We start from the raw sequence: 24,151 nt of genomic DNA, 5'->3' as shown, positions 1-24,151 counted from the left end.
AGACATATGGCGATTTTTTGCTATCCTGGAGCCCAGTGCTACCGGGATGTGACACATGGGCAACTGGGTCGTCTCTCTCGCCGGGCCTCGACGGATCAGCCTCGAGCCCTGCCCACCGGATCCGCTCGGCCCCGGTCAGGTCCGGGTCCGCACCTGCTACTCGGGCATCTCCGCCGGCACCGAGCTGACCCTCTACCGGGGCAGCAATCCCCGGCTCAGCAAGGACTGGGACGACACCGCCCGGATGTTCGTCCCCCGGCAGACCCCGGTTCCCTACCCGCTGATCGGCTTCGGCTACGAAGAGGTCGGCGAGATCATCGAGGTGTCCCCGGAGGTCACCGACCGGCACCCGGGGCAGCTCGTGTGGGGCATCTGGGGGCACCGGGCCGAGGCGGTGCTCACCGCCGGCGCGGTCCGTCCCCTCCCCGCCGGGCTGGACCCGCTCGCCGCCGTCTTCGCCCGGCCCGGCGCCATCGCGCTGACCGCCGTGCTCGCCGGTGACCTGCACCTCGGCGACTGGGTCGGTGTCTTCGGGCAGGGCGTCATCGGGCTGCTCGCCACCCGACTCGCCGTGCTCTCCGGCGCCCGGGTGGTGGCCGTCGACCCGGTGCCCGCTCGGCTGGCGCACGCCACCCGCTACGGCGCGAGATGCACTGTGGACGCCCGCGTCGACACCGCCGCTGCCGTGCTGCGTCGGGCCACCGACGGTCGGGGCGCGGACGTCTGCCTGGAGTTGTCCGGCGCGTACCCGGCGCTGCACGAGGCGATCCGGTCCACCGCACACGCCGGACGGGTGGTGGCCGCCGGCTTCTACCAGGGCCAGGCCGATGCGCTCGGCCTCGGCGAGGAGTTCCACCACAACCGCATCCAGTTGGTGGCCGCCCAGGTCTCCGGGCCCACCCCCGCGCCGAGCATGGCCGGCCGGTGGACCGGAGACCGGGTGGCGCAGACCTTCATGGATCTGGTGGCTGAACACCGCCTCGACCCGATGCCGCTGGTCAGCCACATCGTCGACGCCAGCGCCGTCGCCGACGCCCTCGCGCTGCTCGACCGCGGCGCCGGTGACGTCCTCCAAGTGGTGTTGAGGTTCTAAATGACCACCATCGCGCTGGCCTGCCAGGAACAACTCCTGCCGGGCACCGACCTGACCCAGAAGTACGCGCTCGCGATCGCCCTCGGCTACCAGGGCATCGAGTTACGCGGGCGCGGCGACCTCGCGTTCGCCCGCCGCCTGCCGGAGCTGCGCCGGGCCCGCGCCGGCGGGGCCGTGCTGCCCACCGTCTGCGTCGAGATGGACCACTTCATCGGCGACTTCGACCCGGCCCGCTCCGCCGACGCCGTCCGTAACCTGCGCTCGCAGCTCTCGGTGATCGCCGAGCTGGGCGGCGTCGGGGTGATGACCCCGGCGTCCTGGGGGATGTTCTCCCGCCGGCTACCACCGTTCGAGCCGCCGCGTTCGCCGGCCGGTGACCGGCAGGTCCTCCTCGACGCCCTCGGCGAGCTGGGCGAGCACGCCAGGTCCGAGGGGGTCACCCTCTTCCTCGAACCCCTCAACCGGTACGAGGACCACATGGTCAACCGTCTCGACGAGGCGGTCGCGCTCTGCGCCGCGCTCGGGATGCCGTCGGTCCGGGTGGTCGCCGACACCTTCCACATGAACATCGAGGAGGACGACATGCACCGCGCGCTGCGTGCCGCCGCGCCGTACCTCGGGCACGTGCAGGTCAGCGACTCCAACAGGTGCCAGCCCGGTGCCGGGCACCTGGACTGGCCGGCGCTGCTGCGGACCCTGCTGGAGCTGGACTACCGGGGCTGGCTGGCCCTGGAGTGCCGGCTGCGCGGCGACCCGGTCCGGGCCCTGCAACAGGCCGCGACGGTCCTGCGACACGCGCAGCCCCGCGAGGCCGCCGCGTGACCGCCGGCGGTGTGACGGCCGACGCCGACCCCGCCCGCACCGGCGGGCCGGCCGACGTCGCCGGGCTGCGCCAACTCGCCGTCGACACGCTCGACGCCAACTGGGAACGCGACCACACCGTGCCCTCGCGCACCCTCTACCCGCACCAGTGGAGCTGGGATTCGGCCTTCATCGCGATCGGGCTGGCCCAGGTCCGCCCCGAGCGCGCCTGGCGGGAGCTGGCGAGCCTCTTCCGGGCCCAGTGGGCCGACGGGCGGGTGCCGCACATCGTATTCAACCCGGCGATGCGGGTCGGCACGTACTTCCCCGGCCCGGAGCTGTGGCGCTCGGCGAGCGTCGCGGGCACGCCCGCCGTGGACACCTCAGGTCTGGTCCAGCCACCGGTGCACGCGCTCGCGGCGTGGCTGGCGTACCAGCGGGCGCCCGATCCCGCCGGCCTGGCCGCGCTGCGCCGGCTCTATCCCGCGCTTGTCGCCCAGCAGCGCTACCTGGCGACGCGGCGAGACGTGGCAGGTGACGGGCTGGTCTGCATCGTGCACCCGTGGGAGTCCGGGTTGGACAACAGCCCGGCCTGGGACGAGCCGATGGCTGCCGTCGCGGCGGAGGCGGCCGTGATGCGCGCGTACCGTCGGCACGACACCGCGCACGCCGACGCCGCGCACCGCCCCACGGACCTGGATTACGCGCGCTACCTGGCGATCGTCGCGGCCTACCGGGACCACGGCTATTCCGACCGCCGGCTGGCCGACGGTCATCCCTTCCTGGTGGAGTGCCCGCTGTTCAACGCGGCGTTCGGGTCCGCCGAACACGCCCTCGCCGAGATCGCCGTGCTCGTCGGCGCCGACCCGGGGCCGCACCGGGCTCGCGCGGCCCAGGTCACCGAGGCGCTGCTCCGCCGGCTCTACGACCACGACACCGGGACGTTCCAGCCCCGTGACCTGCGCACCGACCGGTTGGTAAGCGCCCGTACCGTGCTCGGGTTGACGCCGCTGATCCTGCCCGACCTGCCCGCGCGGCAGGCCGACGCGCTGGCCGTCGAGGCCCGCTCGGCGCGGTTCGGGGTGGCCCGGCGAATGGACCGGCCGTTGCCCACCTACGACCGCACCGCCCGTGACTTCGAGCCGCTGCGCTACTGGCGGGGACCGAGTTGGCTGAACATCGGCTGGCTGGTCCGGCGCGGGCTGCTCGCGCACGGGCACCCGGAGCTGGCCGCCGGGCTGCGGCGTTCGATGATCGACCTGGTCAGCGGGGCCGGCTGCCACGAGTACTTCCACCCGGACACTGGCGCCGGGCTGGGCTCGCCGGCGTTCAGTTGGACCGCCGCGCTGCTGCTCGACCTGCTGGCCGAGTGATCGCGCCCCTGCTGGTAGCGTGCCCGATCTTCGACCGGAAGGGGCGGCGTGCGCGAGATCGACAAGGTGGCCTGGATCCTCATCGAGGACGGGCGGGTGCTGAGCACCCGGTCGGCGGGCAAGGACGTCTGGTATCTGCCGGGCGGCAAGCGTGAGCCGGGAGAGACCGACCTGGAGACGCTGCGCCGGGAGATCGACGAGGAGTTGAGCGTCGACGTGGACGTGGACCACGCCGTGCACGTGGGCACCTTCACCGCGCAGGCGCACGGGCACGCGGGCGGTGTCACCGTACGGATGACCTGCTACCGGGCCGGTTACCAGGGACGGCTGCGGCCAGCCAGCGAGATCGCCGAGATGGCCTGGCTCGGCTACGCCGACCGGCACCGTACCTCGCCCGTCGACCACCTCATCTTCGACCACCTGCGGGCCGAGGACCTCCTGCGCTGACGGCGCCGTTTGTCGCGCCCGGCCGGGGGTAACCGCCCGGACGTGACCGACCGCGACGGGTTCCCGTACTTCATCGACGCGGTGTCCCGCCGGTCCGGCCTGCCGGCCGAGCAGGCCGCCGCACTCGCCCGCGCCGTACTCCAGACGTTGGCCGAGCGGGTGACCGGCGGCGCGCCCGACGACCTCGTCGGGCACCTACCGAACGAGGTCGAGGGCTACCTGACGGGCCCGGCCCCGGACCTGACGGGACCTCTCCCGGACCTGCCCGGCTCTGTCCCGAATCGGGCCGGGGCGATTCTGGACCCGGCCGGGTTGGGCGGACCGGATGACGGTGTGGACGGGCTGGACACCGGCGTCGGGCTGGAGGTCGGCGGGGCCGCCCCGGGTTCTCCACCACCGGACGCCGGCCCGGCGGAGTTCCTACGTCGGGTGGAAGAGCGCGCCGGAGTTGACCCGGCTACCGCCCGAGCGGGAACCGGCGCGGTCTTCGGCACGTTGCGGTCGGCGATGACCGTACGGGAGTTCCGGCAGTTGGTGGCGCGACTGCCGCGCGACGGCGACGCTCCGCGATACCTGCCCTGAGCCGCGCCGCGCCGTGCGGCCCCGGAACACGAGCCACTCATCGCGCCGACGGCGCCGTCCGCGCGCATCTGATCACGGGCTCACGTCCCGGAGTCGGACAGCTCCTCCGGCTCGGTGACCCACGCGGAGAACACCGGCACCCCGTGCCACGGCCCGGTCGTCCCGTCCGGCCGGGCGTCGGTGGCGAGGGCCACCACGGCGTACGGATGGCCGAAGCGCAGCTCCGCGGTGCGGGCCACGCCCTCCGGCGGCAGGCTGACCAACCCGAACATCCCGGTCACCGCGGCCGCCTCGAAGCCGTACCGGCCGTAGCGGGCCAGCGCCGTCTGTCGTGCCTCGAAGCCCCGCACCGGTTGGGCAAGCGCTCCCGCCAGCGCCACCGTCGCCGCCGGAAAGCCCAGCTCCGCAGCGCTCAGGTCGTGCTCGCTGCGGGCCGACCAGCAGGGGAGCACCGCGGTGTGCCGTTCCTCGCGACCGTCGCGGGCCCGGGTCCGGACCCGCTCCTCGCTCAGCGTCCACAGCGGTGTCTCGCCGAGCGGCAGGTCGAACAGCGATCGGCTGCCGGCCGGCGGCGTGCCGTCGGCCGCGCCGACGCTGAGGTCGTACGCGACGGCCAGCACCTCGGCGGGCGACACCTGCGGTGCGGCGGCCACCGAGAGGACGACAAGCCCCGCGCCGTCGCTGCTCTGGGCGGGCGCGGCGTGCACGATCACGTCGCCGACAGGCGTGCCGGACACGATGGCGCACCGGTGGCCGTGGGTCGGGCTGCGCAACACCTGGCGTAGCCGCCGCGTCCAGGCGCTGCCGACGCCGAGCGCGCGGGCGTCGGCGGCGTCGAACGGCGTCGCCCAGGAGATCCGGGTGGCCAGCGCGCTGGCCAGGGCGAAGACCACGTCCGGGCCGACCTTCAGGGGGAACGTGTCGATCAGACCGTCGGTGTGCGCGCACGCCCAGGCGTCCAACCCGGCCTGGTCGGGCAGCGCACCGACCTCGGTCGTCGCGGGCAGCGTGGCCCGCCAACCGGCCGACCCGCCGCCGCCCTGGCCCGCCCGGTGCCAGAGCGCGGTGGCGGACGCGACAAGCGGATGCGGCGCGTCCAGTAGCGTTCGGGCGACCTCCGCCGCGCTGGCCAGGTCGGTGCCCAGAGCGCGAGCCAGGTCCTCGGCGGCCGGGTCGGCGTCGGCCGCGGTGGCGCAGACCGCGAGCAGCAGCCAGGCGCCGAGCGGGGAGGCGACGTGGTGCCGGTCGCCGATCGTGGCGTGCAACCGCGCGGCGTACGCGGCGAGTGGCCCGTGCGGAACGGTCGTCATGCCCCCACTCTGCCCGCCGGCCCGGCTCACGACCACAGCTCGAAGGGCTCGTCGATCTCCTCGCCAGCCAGGAAGGGTGTGATCAGCCGGGGGAGTTGACCGGGGTAGAACCGGTCCGGGCTGGCCACCACCTCCGGCAGCGGCCACCAGCGGAAGTCGAAGTAGTCCTCCCGCTCGTAGTCGAGGCGGTGCGCCTCGTCCACGTCCGGGCCGGGGCCCGCGAGTCGTACGCTGACGACGACCTCGTCCTGGACGTGCCGCACCTGACGGTGCAGGAAACTCGCCCGCCGTCGCCAGCTCGGTGCGCCCAGCTGGTCGGCGGCGACCACGATGCCGGTCTCCTCGCGTAGCTCGCGCACCGCCGTGTCGCGGTAGGTCTCCCCGGGGTCCATGCCGCCACCCGGCAGCTCCCACCACCTGCCCAGCCGGGGATGGTCGGGGTCGTGGGTGTGGAACAGCAACACCCGTTCGGTGTGGTCGACGACCACCACCCGCACCGCACGCCGTTCGAGGATCGGCAGGTCGTCGGGTACGTCAATCATCGGCCCAGTCTGCCGCAGCAACTCCCACGCCGGTGGCCGGCGCGGCGACCGGTAGGCTGCCCGCCGTGGCTGGTCTGTTGAGGAATGTCGCGGCGCGTATCTCCCGGGTGGGCGCGGTGATCCCGTCGCCCCGGCGTACCGGGCCGGCGCCCGCGCAGGTGGCCCGCCGCCGTCAGGTGAGCGCGTTGCAGCGACGGGAGCTGACCTACGCCCCGGAGCGGGACGGTCAGGCCGACCCCGGCGAGATCGTCTGGACGTGGGTGCCGTACGAGGACGATCCCCGGCAGGGCAAGGACCGGCCGGTGCTTGTCGTCGGGCGGCACAGTCGGACGCTGTTCGGGCTGATGCTGTCCAGTCAGAGCGAGCGGGACGGGCAGCGGCACTGGTTCGCGCTCGGGCCGGGTGAGTGGGACCGGGACAACCGGCCGAGCTGGGTTCGGCTGGACCGGGTGCTCACCATGCGGGAGGACAGCATCCGCCGCGAGGGCGCCGTGTTGGATCGGCCCCGCTTCGACCGGGTCGGGCAGGCGCTGCGCGCGGGCTACGGCTGGCGCTGACCGCGCGCCCGGCGCGGTTGCCCCTGTCGAGCTGCTCGCCGGGCGCTGACGGTGGTGCTCGGTGCGTGCCTACTCGCGGCTCGGGCCGACCGCGGCGCCCTGCGCGTCGGGCGGTGGGTACGGCCGGTCGGCGAGCAGTCGTGCCAGGTGCGCGGTATTGAGTGCCAGGGCCTTCGTGGTGCGGCCGGTCGTGTCGGGCTTGGGACCGACGTCGCGGTAGTCCACCTTGTGCAGTGCCTCGCCGACCCAGTAGGTCGCGGCGGCGGCGGCGAGGGTGAATCCGACCTCGTTGAGCGCCTGCTGCACCTCGCCGATGGTGTGGTGCGCGCCGTCCTCGTTGCCGACGACGGCGACGCCGGCCACCTTGCCGTAGGTGAGCAGCCGACCGGCGTCGTCGGTCTCGGACAGCTCGGCGTCCAGGCGTTCGAGGACCATCTTGCAGACGCTGGCCGGCTGACCGAGCCAGATCGGCGTGGCGATGATGAGCACCTGGGCCGCCAGCAGCTTGGCACGGATCGCCGGCCAGCCGTCGCCGTCGCCCTCGTCCGTGGATACCCCGAAGCGCACGTCGTGGTCGACGACCCGGACCAGCTCGCCCTCGACGCCCTGCGCGGCCAACTCGGCCAGCACCTCCCGACCGAGCTGCTCGGAGCTGGACGGGGCCGGTGACGGCTTGAGGGTGCAGTTGAGCACGAGGGCGCGAATCGTCGCCACGTCGGTTCCTTCCCGGCAGTTGTCTGGGGCCGCTGTCTCATACCCGGACAGTGGCCCCGGACACCCCCCACTCGCATCCGGCCGCCGGCTGTGGGACGACCGTTACGACACCCCGGACACCGCTGGCACCATGTCCGCATGAGCGAAGACGTCGCAAGGCAGGTGGCCGAGTGGGTCCGGGCGGACTTCGGTCTCCGGCTGATGACGATGGAGCGGGTGACCCACGGCGCGGACGAGCACGCCCGACTGTGGCTGACGTCCACCACCGACGGCGTCCGGTACGCGGTCAAGCTCAGCGGCGGCGGCACCTCGGCCGGTCTGGCCGTGCCGGCGTACCTGGTCGGACAGGGAGTGCCGGGCATCGCCGCGCCGTTGCGGACCCGCGACGGAGACCTGTCCGTCGACCACGACGGCCACCGCCTCTCGGTGGTGCCGTGGGTCTCCGACCAGCGGGCGCTCGACGGCCCGATGACCGACGCGCACTGGCAGGCGTACGGCGAGGTGCTGGCGGCCGTGCACGCGGTGCCGGTGACCGACGAACTGAGCCGGCTGCTGCCGTCGGGCGGCGCCGCGTACCCCTCGATCGTCGCCGCGACCCGCGCGATGGCCGAGCGGCTGCGCGACCCCGACCCGGCCGACCCCGCCGGTCCGGTGCTCGCCGAGCTCGCGGCGGTGTGGTCCACGGCGGCCGACCGGGTGCGCGCACTGACCGGTGAGGTTGAGCGCGGGGCCGCCTCCCTGCGTGATGGGCCCGCACCTGTCGTCTGTCACGGCGACCCGCACCTGGGCAACCTGTTGCTCGGCGCGGGCGGGCGGGTGTGGCTGATCGACTGGGACGACGCCGTGCTCGCGCCGCCCGAGTGTGACCTGATGTTCGTCCGGGGTGGGGTCCGCGCGTTCGCGCCGGTCACCGCCGGGCAGCAGCGCGCCGTACTCACCGGCTACGGTCCGGCGGACATCGACCCGGCCCGCCTGGCATGGTTCCTCGCGGTCCGCGCGCTCGACGACCTCAGTGACTGGACCCGCCAGGCGTTGGACCCGAACGCCGAGGCGCCCGACCGGGACCGAGCGGCGCGAATCGTGCGGGGACTGGTGTCGCCGGTAGGTCTGGTCACCCTCGCCGTCGCGGCGCTGCGCGACCTTGAGCACCGGCGCTGAGCGGCGACCACGTCCGGGTTTGGCAAGAACAAAGGCGAGGGGGTCGTCCCCTCGCCACTCCCACCATATAGCGCAGCCGGGGCCTTGCGGCAAGACCCGGGTGGTGCAGCAGAATTTTCAGCCGAAGCCCAAACTCGGGAAAATCGGGGGATTCTGTGCTCGATGTGATCATTGCTGGCGGTGGACCGACCGGCTTGTGGCTGGCCAGCGAGTTGCGGCTGCACGGGTTGCGTCCGCTCGTGGTGGAGAAGCAGACCGAGCCGACCAGGTACGTCCGCGCGCTCGGCCTACACGCGCGCAGCCTCGAGGTGCTGGACCAGCGCGGTCTGCTGGAGCGGTTCCTCGCGCTCGGCACGCGGCACCCGGTCGGCGGCTTCTTCGCGGCCATTCCCAAGCCGTCGCCGGGCGGGCTGGACACCGCGCACGCGTACGTCCTCGGCATTCCGCAGACCAGCACCGACCGCCTGCTGGACGAGCACGCCAGCGACGTCGGCGTCGAGATCCGGCGCGGCAGCGAGCTGGTCGGGCTGAGCCAGGACGACCACGGGGTGACCGTGGAGCTGGCCGATGGCACGCGGTTGGGCGGGCGTTACCTCGTCGGTTGCGACGGTGGCCGCAGCACCGTACGCAAGCTGCTCGGCGTCGGTTTCCCGGGTGAGCCTTCGAGGGTCGACACCCTGCTGGGCGAGATGGAGGTGGGGGTGCCACCGGAGGCGGTGGCGGAGGTCGTGGCCGAGGTCCGCAAGACCCATCTCCGATTCGGTCTCGGGCCCCTCGGCGACGGGGTCTACCGCGTCCTCGTCCCCGCCGAGGGGGTGGCCGAGGACCGCGCGGTCCCGCCGACCATCGGGGACTTCAAAGACCAACTGCGGGTGTACGCGGGCACCGACTTCGGCGTCCACTCACCGCGCTGGCTCTCCCGCTTCGGCGACGCCACCCGGCTGGCCGAGCGTTACCGGGTCGGCCGGGTGTTGCTGGCCGGGGACGCGGCGCACATCCATCCGCCGACCGGGGGACAGGGCCTCAACCTCGGAATCCAGGACGCGTTCAACCTTGGCTGGAAGTTGGCCGCCGAGATCGACGGCTGGGCGCCGGAGGGGCTGCTGGACAGCTACCACACCGAGCGGCACCCGGTGGCCTCCGACGTGTTGAACAACACCCGCGCGCAGATGGAGCTGCTGTCGCCCCAGCCCGGCCCTCGGGCGGTGCGCCGGTTGTTGTCGGAGCTGTTGGACTTCGAGGACGTCAACCGGTACCTGCTCGAGAAGATCACCGCGATCGGGGTCCGCTACGACGTCGGCGAGGGCCACGACCTGCTCGGCCGACACCTGCGCGATGTGCGGCTGCGGCGAGGGCGCCTCTACGAGCTGATGCACGCCGGGCGCGGACTGCTGCTCGACCAGACCGGTCGGCTCTCCGTCGCCGGGTGGTCGGACCGGGTCGACCACGTCGTCGACGTCAGCGACGAATTGGACGTGCCCGCCGTACTGCTGCGACCGGACGGCCATGTGGCGTGGGTGGGCGACGACCAGACGGGCCTGCTCGGCCACCTGCCCAGGTGGTTCGGCGTGCCCGTCAGCTGATCGGTCTGCCCCGCGCGGAGCCGGTGGTCGTCGAGCCCGCGACGAGTCGGGAGCCGTCGTCACGGCTCGGCGGTGACCCCGCCGGGTCGACGTCGGTCAGCGTTCGGCCAGGCGGGCGCTGTCGACGAGTTGCCGGGGTGACCGGGCGCCGCCGAGGCTCTTCGCCTGGTACATGGCCGCGTCGGCACGGCTGAGCGCGTCGGTGAGCTGGGCCGGACCGGTCACCGGGGCGAGCCCGACGGACGCGGTGACCCGGACGCTGCATCCGCTCAGCCGGATCGGCGCGGCGACGGTCTCGCTCAGGCGGCGGGTGGCGTGCTCGATCCAGCGCCGGTCGACGGTGGGGGTGGAGAGCAGTCCCGCGAACTCGTCTCCGCCGAGGCGGGCGACGAGGTTGTCCCCGGCGAAGCCGGCGAGCCGCTCGGCCACACTGATCAGCACCTGGTCGCCGGCGGCGTGCCCGTACTGGTCGTTTATCTGTTTGAAGTCGTTGAGGTCGAGCACGACGGCGATCAGCGGCTCGCCGGCCGCGTCGGTGAGCAGGGTGGCCGCGAGGCGGTAGAAGGCGCGGCGATTGGGCAGCCCGGTGAGTGGGTCGTGACTCGCGGCGTGCCGTTCGGCGGCCAGCTCGGCGTGGAGGTGCCCGATCTCGGCCTCGGCGCGCAGCGCCCGGCGGCGCAGTTGCCAGGAGGAGAGCAGGGCGCCAGCGGCACAGATGCCGGAGGCGACACTCATCGGATCCGGCACGAACCCTCCCATCGCCTCGACCGCCTCCAGCCTCTCCTCGACGCGGCGTGCCGCGTCGGGGCCACGTTTTGCCTGATAGTTGCCCCTGCGGGGGTAACTCATAGTGAACGGATGGCCACCGATCACGTGCGTTATCATGCTCGCCGTCCGGTGCAGATGCAATAGCAGATGCACGTGCATGACCGTCCGATGTCGATATGGCACCCCCCTCGCCGTCACCGCTCCTCCCACGGCCACCGGCGGGCTCGTGAGCAGAAAGACGCCTCCATGCAGCAGCCACCCAATGGCGTACCGATCCACCAGTTGCCCCCGTTGACCTGGCAGAAGAGCCGCCGGAGCAACCCCAGCGGCAACTGTGTCGAACTCGCCGAACTGCCCGAAGGAGCGGGCATCGCGGTCCGCAACTCGCGACACCCGGAGGGGCCGGCACTGATCTACACGGTGGACGAGATAACCGCCTTCGTGCTCGGTGCCCGAGACGGCGACTTCGATCACCTCATCAACTGACCGTTCGTCAGCGGGAGCGTCCCGGCGACGGGACCGAATCGCCGGTCCGGAGGAGTTCACCTCACTGTCGGTCCATGGCATGCTTACACGTCGGCCGGGCCGGGGTGCCCGGCCATCACGGGTTGGTGTCCGGAGGTCCGCACGTGACGATGGTTCCTGCCGAGGGTGGCCCGACAACCGGGCCGACGGTGCTCCGGATGCTGCTCGGCGCCCAGTTGCGCCGTCTGCGGGAGTCCAGCGGGGTGACCCGCGAGGGCGCCGGCTGGGAGATCCGCTCCTCCGAATCCAAGATCAGCCGGATGGAGCTGGGCCGGGTCGGTTTCAAGGAGCGCGACGTCTCCGACCTGCTGACCCTCTACGGCGTCACGGAGGAACACGAGCGTGACGCCTTGCTCAAGCTCGCCCGAGACGCCAACAGTCCCGGCTGGTGGCACCGCTACGGGGACGTGTTGCCGACCTGGTTCCAGTCGTACCTCGGCCTGGAGGCCGCGGCCGCGCTGATCCGCAGCTACGAGGTGCAATTCGTGCCCGGCCTGTTGCAGACCCGGGAGTACGCCAGGGCTGTCGTGCTGCTCGGGCACGGCACGGCCGGTCCGGGCGAGATCGACCGACGCGTCGCCCTGCGGATGCAGCGTCAGCAGTTGCTGCACCGGGACAGCCCGCCGCAGCTCTGGGCCGTGGTGGACGAGGCGGCGTTGCGCCGACCGATAGGTGGCGCCGAGGTCATGCGTGGCCAGCTCACCGCACTCATCGAGGCGACCAAATCCCCGAACATCCGGCTCCAGGTGATCCCGTTCGCCGCCGGGGGTCACGCCGCCGCCGGGGGCGCCTTCACCATCCTGCGCTTCGGTGACCAGGAACTGCCCGACATCGTCTACATCGAACAGCTCACCAGCGCGATCTACCTCGACAAGCGCGACGACCTGGACTACTACGCGGTGGCCATGGAACGGCTCTGTGTCGAGGCCGAGCCACCCGAGCGTACGGCGGAGATTCTCGGCCGGCTGCTGGACGACCTCTATCCCGCGTGATCGTCGGGTGGGGCCCCGGCCCGACCCGACGTGGCACTACCATGGTCCGCGAACGGCGACAGTGGACACTCGTCATTGCGGGGGATGCCTTGACCACCGATGCTGCGGGCACGACGGCCGGCTCGCCGAGCGACCGGATCGACACCTCGGTGCCGCACCCGGCGCGCCGCTACAACTACTGGCTGGGCGGCAAGGACAACTTCCAGGCCGACCGTGAGTCCGGCGACGCGATAACGGCCGCCTTTCCGACCGTTCGCACCGCCGCCCTGGAGAACCGCCGCTTCCTGCAGCGGGCGGTGGGCTACCTGGCCCGTGAGGCGGGCATCCGGCAGTTCCTCGACATCGGCACCGGCATCCCGACCGCCAACAACACCCACGAGGTCGCCCAGGCCATCGCACCGGAGTCCCGGGTGGTCTACGTGGACAACGACCCGATCGTGCTGGCCCACGCCCGCGCGCTGTTGAGCAGCTCGCCGGCGGGCGCCACCGCCTACATCGACGCCGACCTGCGCGACCCGCAGCGGATCCTCGCGCACCCGGAGTTGACCCGCGCCATCGACCTGTCGCAGCCGGTCGCGCTCATGCTGGTCGCGGTCCTGCACTTCCTGCCCGACGAGGACGACCCGTACGCGTTGGTGCGGCAGGTGCTCGACGCGCTGCCGCCCGGCAGCTACCTGGCCGCCTCGCACGGCACCCACGACTACCTTCCGCCGGCGGTCGCCGCCGACTTCCGGGCGAGAGCCCGAGAAGGCGGCCCGCACGGGCTGATCAACCTACGCGGCAGTGACGAGTTCGCCCGCTTCTTCGCCGGTCTCGACATGGTCGAGCCGGGCATCGTCTCGGTCGCCGAGTGGCGGGCGGAGAGCGAGCCGCCGCCACGTCCCTCGCCCGTCGAGGTGAGCGTGTACGGCGCGGTCGCCCGCCTTCCCTGACCCGGCCGGGCGACGCCTCCCGAGTGGAGGCGTTCAGCTCCCCGGGGCGTCGTAGTGGGCCCGCGCGGCGTGCACCGCACCGATGTGCGTCTCGGCCCACGCCTTGATCGCCCGCTGCACCGGCAGCAGGCTCTCGCCCAGCGGGGTGAGCTGGTAGTCGACCCGAGCCGGCACGCCGACGGTCACCGACCGGCTGACCAGGCCGTCGCGCTCCAGTTTGCGCAGCGTCTGGGTGAGCATCTTCTGACTTGCCCCGGCCACGGTGCGGGCCAGTTCGCTGTGCCGTCGCGGCCCGTCGGCGAGCGCGCTCACCACAAGCGTCAACCACTTGTCGCTGAGCGTCGCGAGCAGTTCGTGACCCGGGCACTCGGCCAGGAAGGCGTTGTACGAGCGCCGGTCCCGCTCGCGGCGTTCGCCGGCGGTCATGGTGGCCATCGTTTCCCTCCCGGGTACCCAGGGCACCTCGCGGTGCCTTCTTCTCGCCGGATGCTAACGCTTCTAACGTCGTTGGCATGAGAGCTGTGATCGTCCGCCGGTTCGGCGGCCCCGAGGTCCTGGAGATAGCCGACCGGCCCGAACCGGAGCCGGGGGTGGGGCAACTACGGGTGCGCGTCGCCGCCGCCGGCGTCAACCGGATCGACCTGTCCACCCGCAGTGGCGCGTTGACCGCGGCCGGCCTGCTGCCCCCGTTGCCCGTCGTGGGGCTGGGCTGGGATGTGGCGGGGACTGTGGACGCGGTCGGGCCGGGAGTGCGACGGTTCGCGGTGGGTGCCGCGGTGATCGGTCTGCGGGACCTGCTGTCCGCCCCCGGAACCCAGGCCGAGTGGGTGGTGTTGGACGAGTGGGCGGTGGCGCGGGCACCGCGTACCGTCGCCCCGGAGGTCGCGGCGACGCTGCCGTTGATCGGTCTCACCGCGGCCCGGTCGCTCGCCCTCACCGGCCTGGACGCCGGGCGCACGCTGCTGGTCACCGGCGCGGCCGGCGGGGTGGGTGGGCTTCTGCTCGAACTGGCCGCGTTGCGCGGCATCCGGACCGTCGCCGTGGCCGACGCGCGGGACGAGGAGTTGGTCCGTTCGCTGGGCGCGGACTGGTTCGTGGCGCGGACCGACCGGCTCGGGACGGCGGTGCGCGCGGTGGTACCGGGCGGGGTGGACGCGGTGGTCGACGCGGCGGTCGTCGGCGTCGCCGCGCACGAGGCCTTGCGGGGTGGGGGAGTGTTCGTCGCGCTCGTGGCGCCGTTCGCCCCGCCGCCGCTGCGCGCGACCCGGGTCGTCGTGCAGGAGGTCCACGCCGACGGTGCGCTCCTGGCCGAACTGTCGGCGTTTGTCGACACTGGCCAGCTCAGTCTGCGGCTGGCCGGACGGCTGCCGCTGAGCGACGTGGCGGCGGCACACCAGCGGCTGGCCGCCGGGGGGTTGCGGGGGCGCCTGGTGCTGGAGCCCTGAGGCCGACGCCGACGACCGCCGTGCTGGCCGGTTCCGACGTGCTCGCCCGCGGCGGCGGATTCCGGGTCCGGATCCACGTATTGACCGACGCCGACTGGTCGAGCTAGTCTCTGTATCGATACAGACTGAATCGATGCAGAGAGGGTGCCGGTGAAGCCGACCCTGCAGGCCGTGGCCGACGCCGTCGGCGTCTCCCGCAGCACCGTGTCCAACGCCTACAGCCGCCCCGACCAGCTCTCGGCCACCCTGCGCGAGCGGATCCTGGACGCCGCCCGGCAACTCGGCTACCCCGGCCCCAACCCCACCGCACGGTCCCTACGCCGGGGCTTCGTCGGGTCGATCGGCGTGCTGTTCACCTCGCACCTGTCGTACGCCTTCACCGACCCGTTCGCGGTCCGCTTCCTCGCCGGGGTCGGTGTGGCCGCCGAGCGGCACGGCACCAGCATGCTGCTGGTGCCGCTGCCGCCGGCCGTGACCGACGCCCGGCGGGCGGTGGAGAACGCCGCCGTCGACGGGTTCTGCGTCTACTGCGTGGCCGACGAAAAATGGGCATTGGACGTGATCCGCGCCCGCGGGCTGCCGTTCGTCAGCACCGCCGCCCGCGACGACGCCGGCCCGGACGAGCGGTTCGTCGGCATCGACGAGCGCGCCGCCGCGCGTGGTGTCGCCGCACACGTGGCCGGCCTCGGTCATCGCCGGGTGGCGCTGCTCGCCGATTCCGTCGTCCCCGACGCCCCCGCCGGCCCGCTCCGCCTGTCCGGTGTGCACGAGGCGGGGCACCCCACCACCCGGGGCCGGCTCGCCGGATTCGCCGACGCGTTCGCCGAGGTCGGCGTCGAGTGGGCCGACCTGACCCTGCTCAACGCACCGGGCAACAGTCGCCAGGCGGCAGCCGCCGCCGTCGCCGGCCTGTTCGACTCACCGACGCCGCCGACCGCCGTGCTGGCCGGCTCCGACGTGCTCGCTCTCGGTGTGCTCGACGCCCTCGAGCGGCAGCCGGGCAGCACCCGACCGGCCGTCTCGGTGACCGGTTTCGACGATGTCCCCGAGGCCGCCGCGGCCGGCCTCACCACGGTCCGGCAGCCCGCCGAGGAGAAGGGCCGCATCGCCGCCGAACTCCTGCTCGACCCGCCCGCGGACGCCGCGGCCGGCCATGTGTTGTTGCCCACCACACTCGTCGTCCGGGCCTCCACCGGACCTGTCCCGAGGAGCTGACCATGGAACTTCCCACCGGATACGTCACCGCGCTCGACGCCATGAACCGGCACGTCAACTCGGCCCGACCGGACGCCCCGGTCCAGGTCGAACGCGTCCGTCCGGCCCTGCTCGCCCCGACCCGGCAGGCCGCCGCGGTCGCCCTGCGCCGGCTCGCCGACCGCATCCAGCCGCGACCGCTGCCCGCCGCGCCCCGCTGCTCCTGACCCGGTCGAAACTCATTCCGGTACGCACGGGACGAACAGTGTGGGTCCGGGCACGCAGGGTGGTCGAGTGGGGCGTGGCCAGGCAGACTGGTGAGGCCATGTCACCCTTCATGCCCACCCTCCGTCTCCACGACCGCTACGTGCTGCACGAGCGGATCGGTCTCGGTGGCATGTCCGAGGTGTGGCGGGCCGACGACGACGTGCTCGGCCGACCGGTCGCGATAAAGGTCCTCGCCGGGCAGCTCGCCGCCGACCCGCAACTGCGGGCCACCATCCAACGCGAGGCCCGCGCGGCCGCCCGGCTGACCCACCCACACGTGACCCAGGTGTACGACTACGCCGAGGCGACCCTGGCCGGCGGCGTCGTGGTGCCGTACCTGGTGATGGAGCTCGTCGACGGTCACAACCTGGCCGACCGCCTGCGGAACGGGCCGCTGCCCTGGCCGGAGGCGGTCCGGGTGGCCGGGCAGATCGCCGCCGCGCTCGCCGCCGCGCACCGCATCGGCGTCGTGCACCGCGACGTCAAACCGGGCAACGTCATGCTCACCGACACCGGTGCCAAAGTGCTCGACTTCGGCATCGCCGCGCTCGGCGGACTCGACGGCCAGTCCGGCGAGCCCCTGATGGGCACCCCTGCCTACTTCGCCCCGGAGCGACTGACCGCGGGCCCGCCCGATCCGGCCAGCGACGTCTACGCCCTCGGCGCGCTGCTCTACCGCACCCTCACCGGGCAGGCGCCGCTGCCGGTGCAGAGCTGGGAGGACGCCCTCGAGGTGCATCGGCGCGGCACTCCGGTGCCGCCGCTGCGGGTGCCCGGCCTCCCCGCCGACATCGCCGAGCTGACCCTCGCCTGCCTGGCCGCAAACCCGGCCGACCGGCCGAGCGCCGCGCACCTGGCCCGCCGCTTCGGCGCCGGCCAACCTGTCGAGCCGCCCACCGAGCTGCTGCGCATCCAGCCCGTGGCGCACCCGCCCACCCTGATCGACCGCTCGGCGGTCCGTCCCGCCCCGGTCGCCGCCGAGCCCATCCGCCGCCGCTCACGTCGACCCCTCGCCGTGCTGGTCGCGGCCGGCCTCGCCGTGCTGGTCGGCGTCGGCGCCCTGCTCGCCGAGGGGCCGTTGGGCACACCGAGCGCGCCCACCTCACCCCAGGTGGCCGCCCCGCCGTCGTCCTCCGCTCCAAAACCCGCGCCCACCACGCACTCGCCGACGCCGGCAGCGCCCCGACCCAGCGCCAGCACCGCGCCCCCGACCACCGGGCAGGTGCCGGTCAGCCTCCGGGAGGTGACGAGCGAGTTCGCCGCGGTCCTCGCCGGGGCGGTCGCCCGCGGCGACGTCGACTGGAAGACCGCCGAAGACCTGCGCGACGACCTCACCGACCTGAACCGGCACACCAGGGACCGGGCCAAACGGGTCACCGAGTTGCGCGAACACCTCGCCGAGCTGGTGGAACGCGACCGGCTGCCAGCGCAGACGGGCGCCCAACTGGACGCTCTGCTGACCCGGGCCAGCAGCTTCTCCACCGGCCGTACGGACGACTGACAGCGCTGTCGACGCCGCTGGCATGATGTGCCGATGCGGACACGTCTGATCTTCGTACGGCACGGCGAGTCGCTTCACCAGGTCGAGGGAATCGTGGGTGGGCCGCGTGGTTGCCGGGGCCTCACCGCCCTCGGCCACGAGCAGGCACACGACCTGGCCAACCGGCTCTCCCATGACGTCGCTGGCGACGGACCGGTGGCCGTCTACTCGTCCGTCCTGCGCCGAGCCGTCGAGACCGCGCAACCGATCGGCGCGGCGCTCGGCGTCCGACCGGTGGCCGACTGCGGTCTGTGCACCTGGCACACACCCCCGTACGCCGACGGCCTGCCGACCGCCCGCTTCCGGACCGACCACGCGGTGGCCGGTGGGGGTGTGTTCCGACCCTTCGAGGAGGGCAACGAGAGCTGGGCCGAGCTGGTGGTCCGGGTCAGCCGCGCGATCATGGAAATCGCGCATCGACACCGGGGCGCCACAGTGGTGCTTGTCGGTCACAGCGAGACCGTCGAGGGCGCCTTCCACGCGCTCGCCGCGCAGCCGATCTTTCGGGCGTTCGACCTGGACGTCGCCCCGGCCTCGATCACCGAGTGGACCACCGATCACGACCCCGGCGGTTGGCCGCCGGCCCGGTGGACGCTGCGCCGCTTCGGCGACCTGGGCGGCTGGGCCAGAGCGTGATCCAGTAGGGCCGTGCCGGGCCTCCAGTAGGGGCCGTGCCGGGCCTCCAGTAGGGGCCGTGCCGGGCCTCCAGTAGGGGCCGTGCCGGGCCGAGATCGCCGGCACGGCGTGCTCGCCCATCGGTTTCCGCCGGCCGTAGTCTCACCGGCATGACGACAACGCAGACGCACACCCTCGCCGTGTCCGGCGTCGACCTGGTCTACGACGTCCGCGGTCCGCTGCCCCCGTCCGGCGGGCGCCCCGTCCTGCTCATGATCGGTCAACCGATGGCCGCGGAGGGCTTCACCGCGCTCGCCCCGCTCTTCACGGACCGCACCGTGGTCACCTACGACCCGCGCGGCCTCGGCCGTAGTGTCCGCACGGACGGCCGCACCGACCACACGCCGCAGCAGCAGGCGGCCGACCTGCACCGCCTGATCGAGGCCCTCGGGGCCGGCCCGGTCGACCTGTTCGCCAGCAGCGGCGGCGCGGTGACGGCGCTCGAACTCGTCGCGGCCTACCCGGGCGACGTCGTCACGTTGGTGGCGCACGAGCCGCCGATCAACGCCGTGCTTGCCGACGCCGGGGCTGCCGAACGCGCTCGGGCCGACTTCTACCAGGCGTACCAGACGAAGGGCGCGGGCGCGGGCATGGCCGCGTTCATCGCGATGACGTCGTGGCAGGGCGAGTTCACCGACGCCTACTTCGCCCAGTCCGCGCCGGACCCGGTGATGTTCGGCCTGTCCACCGAGGACGACGGCAACCGCGACGACCCGCTGCTGTCGGACCTGTCCTGGGCGATCAGCGACTACCGGCCCGACGCGAGCCGGCTCACCTCGGCGCCGACCCGGATCGTGGTCGCCGTCGGCGAGGAGTCGGCCGGGACGTACACCGCGCGGACGGCCCTCGGCCTGGCGGCCCTGCTCGGCCAGGAGGCCGTGGTGTTCCCGAGTCACCACGGTGGCTTCCTCGGGGGCGAGTTCGGCTATGCGGGCAAGCCGGAGGAGTTCGCGGCACGGTTGCGGGAGGTGTTGGAAGCGGGCTGACCGCCCGAACTACTCGGCCGCATTGTTTCGGCGTGGCCGCAGTGCTGGGCCAGACCCCGCGGTGCGGTCGAGGCGCAAACACCAGCCACTCAGCCGAACCCGACGAGCGCACCGCGCTCGTCGAAGCGGGCCGAGCCGGCCCAGGCGATCTCCCAGCGGTTGCCCTCCGGGTCGGCGATGTAACCGGAGCGCCCACCCCAGGGCCGGTCGGTCGGCTCCGCCACCACCGCCGCGCCCGCCTCGACCGCAGCGGCGAAGGCCCTGTCGACCTCCCCGCGACTGTCGACATTGCAGGCCAGGGTGACGCCGGACCAACCTCCCGCCGGACCGGGCACGCCCGGCGCCGCCTCGGCGGCCAGCTCCGGCAGGGGGAAGAGCGCGAACAGGACGCCACCGAGCAGGAAGGCCGACCAGCCGTCGTCGCTGGCCGGCAGCTCGGGCCACCCCAGGGACCGGTAGAAGGACCGCAGCGCGCCGATGTCGCGTGCTCCCAGCGTGACCACGGACAGGCGGGAGGGGACGGTGCTCATCAGCCGATTCTGCCCGAGGCGTACGACACGTGCGCGTCAGCCGGCGCCGCTTCCCACAGTGTCGGGGAGGGTCACGCCTACCGACTCTCCCGGCTCGGTGCCCGCGCGCGCGAGGACCTGTCCCTCCGGCGTCCACACCCCGGACCGTCCGGCCGCCTCGGTGTAGCCACCGCCGGTCGAGCCGGCGAAGCTCGCCACCGCCACCCAGACCCGGTGGGCGGTGGCGATCCGGTGCGCCCGCTGGTCGGTCACGGCGGCGTCGCGCGCGGACTCCAGCACACCCGCCGCGTAGACGTCGATGCCGAGCGCCGCGGTCCGCTCCGCGTGCGCGGTGACGCCGGTGTCCTTGCAGACGGCCAACCCCACCCGCCAGCCGTCCACGTCCAGCACGACCGGCGCCTCGCCCGGCCGGAACCGATCGGCCTCGGCGGCGCCCAGCCACATCTTCCGGTAGGCCAGCGTCACTCCGGCGCCGGTCACCGCCAGCACCGCGATGTGGTCGCCGGCGACCGGCGCGCCGACCAGGGCCACCGTGTCCGTCTCGGCGCACGCCTCGACAAGCGGCACCAACCGCGGGTCGTCGACCGGCACGACCGGCGCGTCCAACTCGTACCCCGTCAGGGACAGCTCGGGAAAGACCACCACCCGGGCGCGCGCCGCGCGGACCGCGGCGGCGTGCGTCCGCGCGTTCTCCGCGACATCCCGGGGTACGCACCGCGGCTGCGCGACGGCGAGCCGCAGTGGGGTGCGGTTTTCCACACCCCCAGCGGTGTGGTCGAGTCGCGCGGCCGGGCGGTCAACCGCATGGTCGGCTCTCAGGATCACTTCGTACGGTGGGCGCATGATTCGAACGTCCCACGCCTTGCTCGCCACCGGAACCCCCACCGCCGCGGCGGAACCACCGCAGGGTGGCCTCGTCGGTTACGTCACCGACCTGGTGGAGCGGCTCGGCGGGCCGGGCGCCGGCCTGGCCGTGGCGCTGGAGAACCTGTTCCCGCCGATCCCCAGCGAGGTGATCCTGCCGCTGGCCGGGTTCGTCGCGGCGCAGGGCCGGATGAGTCTGGTCGGTGCGATCTTCTGGACCACGCTGGGCTCGGCGGTGGGCGCGATGGCGCTCTACCTGGTCGGCGCATCGCTGGGCCGCGACCGGATGCGCGCCATCGTGGCCCGGCTGCCGCTGGTGAAGCTCAGCGACGTGGACCGGACCGAGGCGTGGTTCCTCCGGCACGGTGTGAAGGCCGTCTTCTTCGGCCGGATGATCCCGATCTTCCGGAGCCTGATCTCCATCCCGGCCGGGGTGGAGCGCATGCCGGTGGGCACCTTCCTGCTCTTCACCACGCTGGGCAGCCTGATCTGGAACACCACATTCGTGCTCGCCGGCTATCTGCTCGGCGACAACTGGCACCTCGTCGAGGGGTACGCGGGCACGCTGCAGAAAGTGGTGATCGTGGTCTGCGCGGCGGCGGCCGCCTGGTTCGTCGGGTCCCGCGTGCTGCGCGCCCGCCGGGCCGCCCGCGACCCCGAGCCGGCCGATGCCGGTCGCGGCGAGCCGGCGCTCGGCGTGCCCGACCCGGGCGGGCGCGGCACCCTCTACCGAAGCGGTTCGTGGACCTCGGACGAGCGCTAGCCCTTCCTGGCTCTGCTCCACCTGTTGGAGCAGGGCCATCGACGGCGGACTCGGCACGGGAGGGGAGGGCAGGTGACCGGGGAGTCTCGGATCGACAGGTGGTGGACCCGTCTCCGACTGCCGCTCGGCGTCGCCGCCGGCAGCGTGACCGCCGCTGTCGAGCTTGCCTTCCTGGTCGTCGCGGCCGCCGCGTCCGCCGTGTCCGCCCCCGTGCCAACGGCCGCTCGTGGGGTCACCAGGCTCACCCAGCGGTACGCCGGATGGCTCGTCCGCCGGGAACGTGACCGACTCCATCGGCTGCTGCTCCCCGAGGGCGAAACGCTCCCGGTCCACCTGGTGGCTACCCGCCGGCAGATCGGCTACCTGGCGGCCCGACTGTTGCCCGGCGTGCTCGGCCTCCTGGCGTACGCGATGCTCGGCGTCGGCCTGGTCTTGGCCGGCATCGTGCTCCGCGCGGCGGTACGCGGTGAACTGTCCCCTGTCGACACACTGGCACAGGTCGCCGTCGGGGTGGCTCTCCTGCTGCTCAACGTCCAAGCTCTCGCCAGCGTCGCCGCGCTGGACATCCGGCTGGCTCGGCGGCTGCTCGGCCCGGGAAGTCGGGCCGAGCTGGCGCGGCGGGTCGACGAGCTGACAAGCAGCCGGGCCGGGGTCCTCGCCGCTGTCGACGCAGAACGGCAGCGCATCGAACGCGACCTGCACGATGGCCTCCAGCAGCGGTTGGTCGCCCTCGGCATGCTGCTCGGCCGCGCTCGGCGGGCCCGCGACGCCGACCGCACCGCCGCCCTGCTCGCCCAGGCACACGAGGACGTGCAGCGGGCCGTCGAGGAACTGCGCGAGGTGGCGTGGCGGGTCTACCCGTCGGCGTTGGAGGGCAGCGACCTCGGTGCGGTGCTCACCATGGTCGCCCGTCGTTCCGAGGTGCCGGTGCGGATCCACTGCGACCTGCCGATCCGCCCCGAGCGGCAGATCGAGACGGTGCTGTACTTCGTGGCCTGCGAAGCGCTCACCAACGCCGCGAAGCACGCCGCCGCTACGCTGGTCGCGGTCGAGATCGGGGTACGGGAGGGGCGGGTCCGGATGCGCGTACACGATGATGGCGTCGGCGGCGCGGACCCCACCGGGCGAGGCCTGGCCGGCCTGGCCCGACGGGTCGCCGCACTCGACGGCCGGCTCTTGGTGACCAGCCCGGTCGGCGGTCCGACCACCGTGCTGGCGGAGCTGCCGTGCGGCTAGTCCTCGCCGAAGACTCGACCCTGCTCCGCGAGGGCCTGACGCGGCTGCTCGCCGAGGAGGAGCACGAGGTGGTCGCGGCGGTCGGCACTGCCGACGAACTGGTCGAGGCGGTCGGACGAACCCGTCCGGAGGTGGTCGTCACCGACGTCCGGATGCCGCCCACCCACACCGACGACGGGCTGCGTGCCGCCCTGGAGATCCGTCGACGCTGGCCCGAAACCGGTGTCCTGGTGCTCTCCCAGTACGTGGAGCGGCGCTTCGCCGGCCGTTTGCTCGCGGACCGTCCCGAGGGGGTCGGCTACCTGCTCAAGGACCGGGTCGCCCAGGTGGACGACTTCCTCGACGCGCTGGACCGGGTGGCCGCCGGGGGCACGGCACTCGACCCGGAGGTGGTTCGGCAGGTGGTGGCCGGTTCGCAACGGCCCGACCCGTTCGCGCGGCTCACACCGCGCGAACGGGACGTCCTGCACGAGATGGCCCAAGGCCACACGAACAGCGCTGTCGCGCAACGGTTGCACGTGTCGCAGAGCGCGGTGGAGAAGCACGTCAACGCCATCTTCGACAAGCTCGATCTCGGCGAGACCACAGGTTACAGCCGGCGAATCCTCGCGGTGCTGCGCTATCTGGGCGCCTGACCCCCGCATCGCTATCTGGGCGCCTGACCCCGCATCCTCAGGCCCGGCCGGGACGTCATCAACCCGGTGTCCGTGATGTCCGGGTGTCGGGTGTCCGGTGTCCGTGGTCTCCGACTTCCGCTGAGGCGAGTGGATCGTGCCCGGTGGCGGCGGCTCGGGGGTCGTGGATGCCGCGTGGTGTGGGTGGTTTGTCCGATCGAGGGTAGTTGTGGGCTGTGACCGGTCGCATCCGTGGGCCGGAATCGTGGCCGGGGCGGGGTCGTTACACATCCTGACGATCGCAGCAACACCGGCTCGCGCCCCCGTGCCTCGGGGTGGGAATGCCCGCCCCCGCTCGGTCGTTGCAGTCCCCACGAACGGCCAGCCGGGCACCGCCTCCACGAGAGCGCGACCGATGGGCCACCCCCGGAATGACCCCGGCCCCCGGGCCGTTACAGATGGACCCGGCGCCACGAGCCCAACCGCTCGCAGGCGGCCGACCCCCAAGACTTCCCCTTGTTTTGTGCAGCGCCGGACGAGGTGCTCACACCCGTGACCGCCGTTTCCCCGATCGGCGTGGCGCGGGTGTTCCTACCCCCGAAGGAGCTACCCCCATGAACACGATCATGCGTAAGAGTGTGCTGTCCGTTGCTGGTCTCG

Annotated in this window: 27 protein-coding genes; 20 read left to right on the top strand and 7 right to left on the bottom strand. The window is 73.1% G+C overall.

The window, feature by feature from the left end; translation table 11 throughout:
* The first annotated feature begins 55 nt into the window (after positions 1 to 55).
* From ACLQ29_RS16065 to ACLQ29_RS16045, 5 genes are read left to right on the top strand one after another with little or no spacing between them, the layout of a single operon-like run.
* Entirely contained in the window at positions 56 to 1,093 is a 1,038-nt protein-coding gene (locus ACLQ29_RS16065) for a zinc-dependent alcohol dehydrogenase (protein ID WP_425772333.1), read from the top strand.
* Positions 1,094 to 1,915, top strand: coding sequence for a TIM barrel protein (locus ACLQ29_RS16060; protein ID WP_425772332.1), 822 nt, complete (start codon positions 1,094 to 1,096; stop codon positions 1,913 to 1,915).
* Positions 1,912 to 3,267 (top strand): MGH1-like glycoside hydrolase domain-containing protein, encoded by a 1,356-nt coding sequence (locus tag ACLQ29_RS16055; RefSeq protein ID WP_425772331.1) that lies wholly within the window; start codon positions 1,912 to 1,914, stop codon positions 3,265 to 3,267. Before ACLQ29_RS16060 ends, ACLQ29_RS16055 begins: the two co-directional genes overlap by 4 nt.
* Positions 3,268 to 3,315: 48 nt before the next feature.
* Positions 3,316 to 3,714 (top strand): NUDIX hydrolase, encoded by a 399-nt coding sequence (locus ACLQ29_RS16050; protein ID WP_393368801.1) that lies wholly within the window; start codon positions 3,316 to 3,318, stop codon positions 3,712 to 3,714.
* A 42-nt stretch (positions 3,715 to 3,756) separates the two neighbouring features.
* Positions 3,757 to 4,296, top strand: coding sequence for a DUF2267 domain-containing protein (locus ACLQ29_RS16045; protein ID WP_425772330.1), 540 nt, complete (start codon positions 3,757 to 3,759; stop codon positions 4,294 to 4,296).
* 80 nt (positions 4,297 to 4,376) lie between these two features.
* Here ACLQ29_RS16045 and ACLQ29_RS16040 read toward each other — a convergent pair whose 3' ends face one another.
* Positions 4,377 to 5,606 (bottom strand): hypothetical protein, encoded by a 1,230-nt coding sequence (locus ACLQ29_RS16040; protein ID WP_425772329.1) that lies wholly within the window; start codon positions 5,604 to 5,606, stop codon positions 4,377 to 4,379.
* Positions 5,607 to 5,632: 26 nt separating this feature from the next.
* A complete protein-coding gene (locus tag ACLQ29_RS16035) occupies positions 5,633 to 6,148 on the bottom strand; it encodes an NUDIX hydrolase (protein WP_425772328.1) in 516 nt (171 codons plus the stop codon).
* A gap of 65 nt (positions 6,149 to 6,213) precedes the next feature.
* Between ACLQ29_RS16035 and ACLQ29_RS16030 the strand changes: the two genes are divergently transcribed.
* A complete protein-coding gene (locus ACLQ29_RS16030) occupies positions 6,214 to 6,705 on the top strand; it encodes a type II toxin-antitoxin system PemK/MazF family toxin (RefSeq protein ID WP_030336385.1) in 492 nt (163 codons plus the stop codon).
* A 69-nt stretch (positions 6,706 to 6,774) separates the two neighbouring features.
* Here the strand turns inward: ACLQ29_RS16030 and ACLQ29_RS16025 are convergent, their stop codons facing one another.
* The gene (locus tag ACLQ29_RS16025) at positions 6,775 to 7,419 is read right to left on the bottom strand and encodes a flavodoxin family protein (protein WP_425772327.1); all 645 of its coding nucleotides are present in this window, start codon (positions 7,417 to 7,419) and stop codon (positions 6,775 to 6,777) included.
* Between the two features lie 138 nt (positions 7,420 to 7,557).
* Between ACLQ29_RS16025 and ACLQ29_RS16020 the strand changes: the two genes are divergently transcribed.
* Together ACLQ29_RS16020 and rox are read left to right on the top strand one after the other, a co-directional pair.
* A complete protein-coding gene (locus ACLQ29_RS16020) occupies positions 7,558 to 8,577 on the top strand; it encodes a phosphotransferase enzyme family protein (protein ID WP_425772326.1) in 1,020 nt (339 codons plus the stop codon).
* Between the two features lie 155 nt (positions 8,578 to 8,732).
* Positions 8,733 to 10,160: a rifampin monooxygenase gene (rox, locus tag ACLQ29_RS16015; RefSeq protein WP_425772325.1), complete on the top strand. Its 1,428-nt coding sequence runs from the start codon at positions 8,733 to 8,735 to the stop codon at positions 10,158 to 10,160.
* 96 nt (positions 10,161 to 10,256) lie between these two features.
* Here the strand turns inward: rox and ACLQ29_RS16010 are convergent, their stop codons facing one another.
* Positions 10,257 to 10,907, bottom strand: a complete 651-nt coding sequence (locus ACLQ29_RS16010; RefSeq protein ID WP_425772575.1) for a GGDEF domain-containing protein — start codon at positions 10,905 to 10,907, stop codon at positions 10,257 to 10,259.
* Between the two features lie 267 nt (positions 10,908 to 11,174).
* Between ACLQ29_RS16010 and ACLQ29_RS16005 the strand changes: the two genes are divergently transcribed.
* The 3 genes from ACLQ29_RS16005 (at position 11,175) to ACLQ29_RS15995 (ending at position 13,377) form a co-directional block, all read left to right on the top strand.
* Positions 11,175 to 11,414: a DUF397 domain-containing protein gene (locus tag ACLQ29_RS16005; protein ID WP_393368818.1), complete on the top strand. Its 240-nt coding sequence runs from the start codon at positions 11,175 to 11,177 to the stop codon at positions 11,412 to 11,414.
* Between the two features lie 149 nt (positions 11,415 to 11,563).
* A complete protein-coding gene (locus ACLQ29_RS16000; protein WP_393369127.1) occupies positions 11,564 to 12,445 on the top strand; it encodes a helix-turn-helix domain-containing protein in 882 nt (293 codons plus the stop codon).
* Between the two features lie 89 nt (positions 12,446 to 12,534).
* A complete protein-coding gene (locus ACLQ29_RS15995; RefSeq protein ID WP_425772324.1) occupies positions 12,535 to 13,377 on the top strand; it encodes an SAM-dependent methyltransferase in 843 nt (280 codons plus the stop codon).
* A gap of 33 nt (positions 13,378 to 13,410) precedes the next feature.
* On the opposite strand, the gene ACLQ29_RS15990 is transcribed toward ACLQ29_RS15995, so the two are convergent.
* Positions 13,411 to 13,812 carry a winged helix-turn-helix transcriptional regulator gene (locus ACLQ29_RS15990; RefSeq protein WP_425772323.1) on the bottom strand — a complete coding sequence of 134 codons (402 nt, stop codon included), beginning with the start codon at positions 13,810 to 13,812 and terminating at the stop codon, positions 13,411 to 13,413.
* Positions 13,813 to 13,889: 77 nt separating this feature from the next.
* On the opposite strand from ACLQ29_RS15990, the gene ACLQ29_RS15985 reads away from it, so the two are divergent.
* From ACLQ29_RS15985 to ACLQ29_RS15960, 6 genes are all read left to right on the top strand, one after another.
* Positions 13,890 to 14,822 carry an NADP-dependent oxidoreductase gene (locus ACLQ29_RS15985; RefSeq protein ID WP_425772322.1) on the top strand — a complete coding sequence of 311 codons (933 nt, stop codon included), beginning with the start codon at positions 13,890 to 13,892 and terminating at the stop codon, positions 14,820 to 14,822.
* 150 nt (positions 14,823 to 14,972) lie between these two features.
* Positions 14,973 to 16,037, top strand: a complete 1,065-nt coding sequence (locus ACLQ29_RS15980; RefSeq protein WP_425772321.1) for a LacI family DNA-binding transcriptional regulator — start codon at positions 14,973 to 14,975, stop codon at positions 16,035 to 16,037.
* Positions 16,038 to 16,039: 2 nt separating this feature from the next.
* Complete coding sequence (locus ACLQ29_RS15975; RefSeq protein WP_425772320.1) at positions 16,040 to 16,243, top strand: hypothetical protein; 204 nt, start codon at positions 16,040 to 16,042, stop codon at positions 16,241 to 16,243.
* Between the two features lie 98 nt (positions 16,244 to 16,341).
* The gene (locus tag ACLQ29_RS15970) at positions 16,342 to 17,784 is read left to right on the top strand and encodes a protein kinase domain-containing protein (RefSeq protein ID WP_425772319.1); all 1,443 of its coding nucleotides are present in this window, start codon (positions 16,342 to 16,344) and stop codon (positions 17,782 to 17,784) included.
* 33 nt (positions 17,785 to 17,817) lie between these two features.
* Entirely contained in the window at positions 17,818 to 18,459 is a 642-nt protein-coding gene (locus ACLQ29_RS15965) for a histidine phosphatase family protein (protein WP_425772318.1), read from the top strand.
* A 149-nt stretch (positions 18,460 to 18,608) separates the two neighbouring features.
* Complete coding sequence (locus ACLQ29_RS15960) at positions 18,609 to 19,484, top strand: alpha/beta fold hydrolase (RefSeq protein WP_425772317.1); 876 nt, start codon at positions 18,609 to 18,611, stop codon at positions 19,482 to 19,484.
* 89 nt (positions 19,485 to 19,573) lie between these two features.
* Here the strand turns inward: ACLQ29_RS15960 and ACLQ29_RS15955 are convergent, their stop codons facing one another.
* Entirely contained in the window at positions 19,574 to 20,014 is a 441-nt protein-coding gene (locus ACLQ29_RS15955; RefSeq protein WP_425772316.1) for a VOC family protein, read from the bottom strand.
* 36 nt (positions 20,015 to 20,050) lie between these two features.
* A complete protein-coding gene (locus ACLQ29_RS15950) occupies positions 20,051 to 20,773 on the bottom strand; it encodes a carbon-nitrogen hydrolase family protein (RefSeq protein WP_425772315.1) in 723 nt (240 codons plus the stop codon).
* Positions 20,774 to 20,855: 82 nt separating this feature from the next.
* Here ACLQ29_RS15950 and ACLQ29_RS15945 point away from each other — a divergent pair, with 82 nt between their 5' ends.
* The 3 genes from ACLQ29_RS15945 to ACLQ29_RS15935 all read left to right on the top strand — a co-directional run bounded on the left by ACLQ29_RS15945 (position 20,856) and on the right by ACLQ29_RS15935 (position 23,512).
* The gene (locus tag ACLQ29_RS15945) at positions 20,856 to 21,641 is read left to right on the top strand and encodes a DedA family protein (RefSeq protein WP_425772314.1); all 786 of its coding nucleotides are present in this window, start codon (positions 20,856 to 20,858) and stop codon (positions 21,639 to 21,641) included.
* A gap of 72 nt (positions 21,642 to 21,713) precedes the next feature.
* On the top strand, positions 21,714 to 22,877 hold the full coding sequence (locus ACLQ29_RS15940) for a sensor histidine kinase (protein ID WP_425772313.1): 1,164 nt from the start codon (positions 21,714 to 21,716) through the stop codon (positions 22,875 to 22,877).
* Positions 22,868 to 23,512, top strand: coding sequence for a response regulator (locus ACLQ29_RS15935; RefSeq protein ID WP_425772312.1), 645 nt, complete (start codon positions 22,868 to 22,870; stop codon positions 23,510 to 23,512). The genes ACLQ29_RS15940 and ACLQ29_RS15935 overlap by 10 nt, the downstream gene beginning before the upstream one ends.
* Positions 23,513 to 24,151 lie beyond the last annotated feature (639 nt).

The organism is Micromonospora sp. DT228 (assembly GCF_049841595.1).
Lineage (GTDB): Bacteria > Actinomycetota > Actinomycetes > Mycobacteriales > Micromonosporaceae > Micromonospora.
This window is presented reverse-complemented; position numbering and strand designations above follow the sequence as displayed.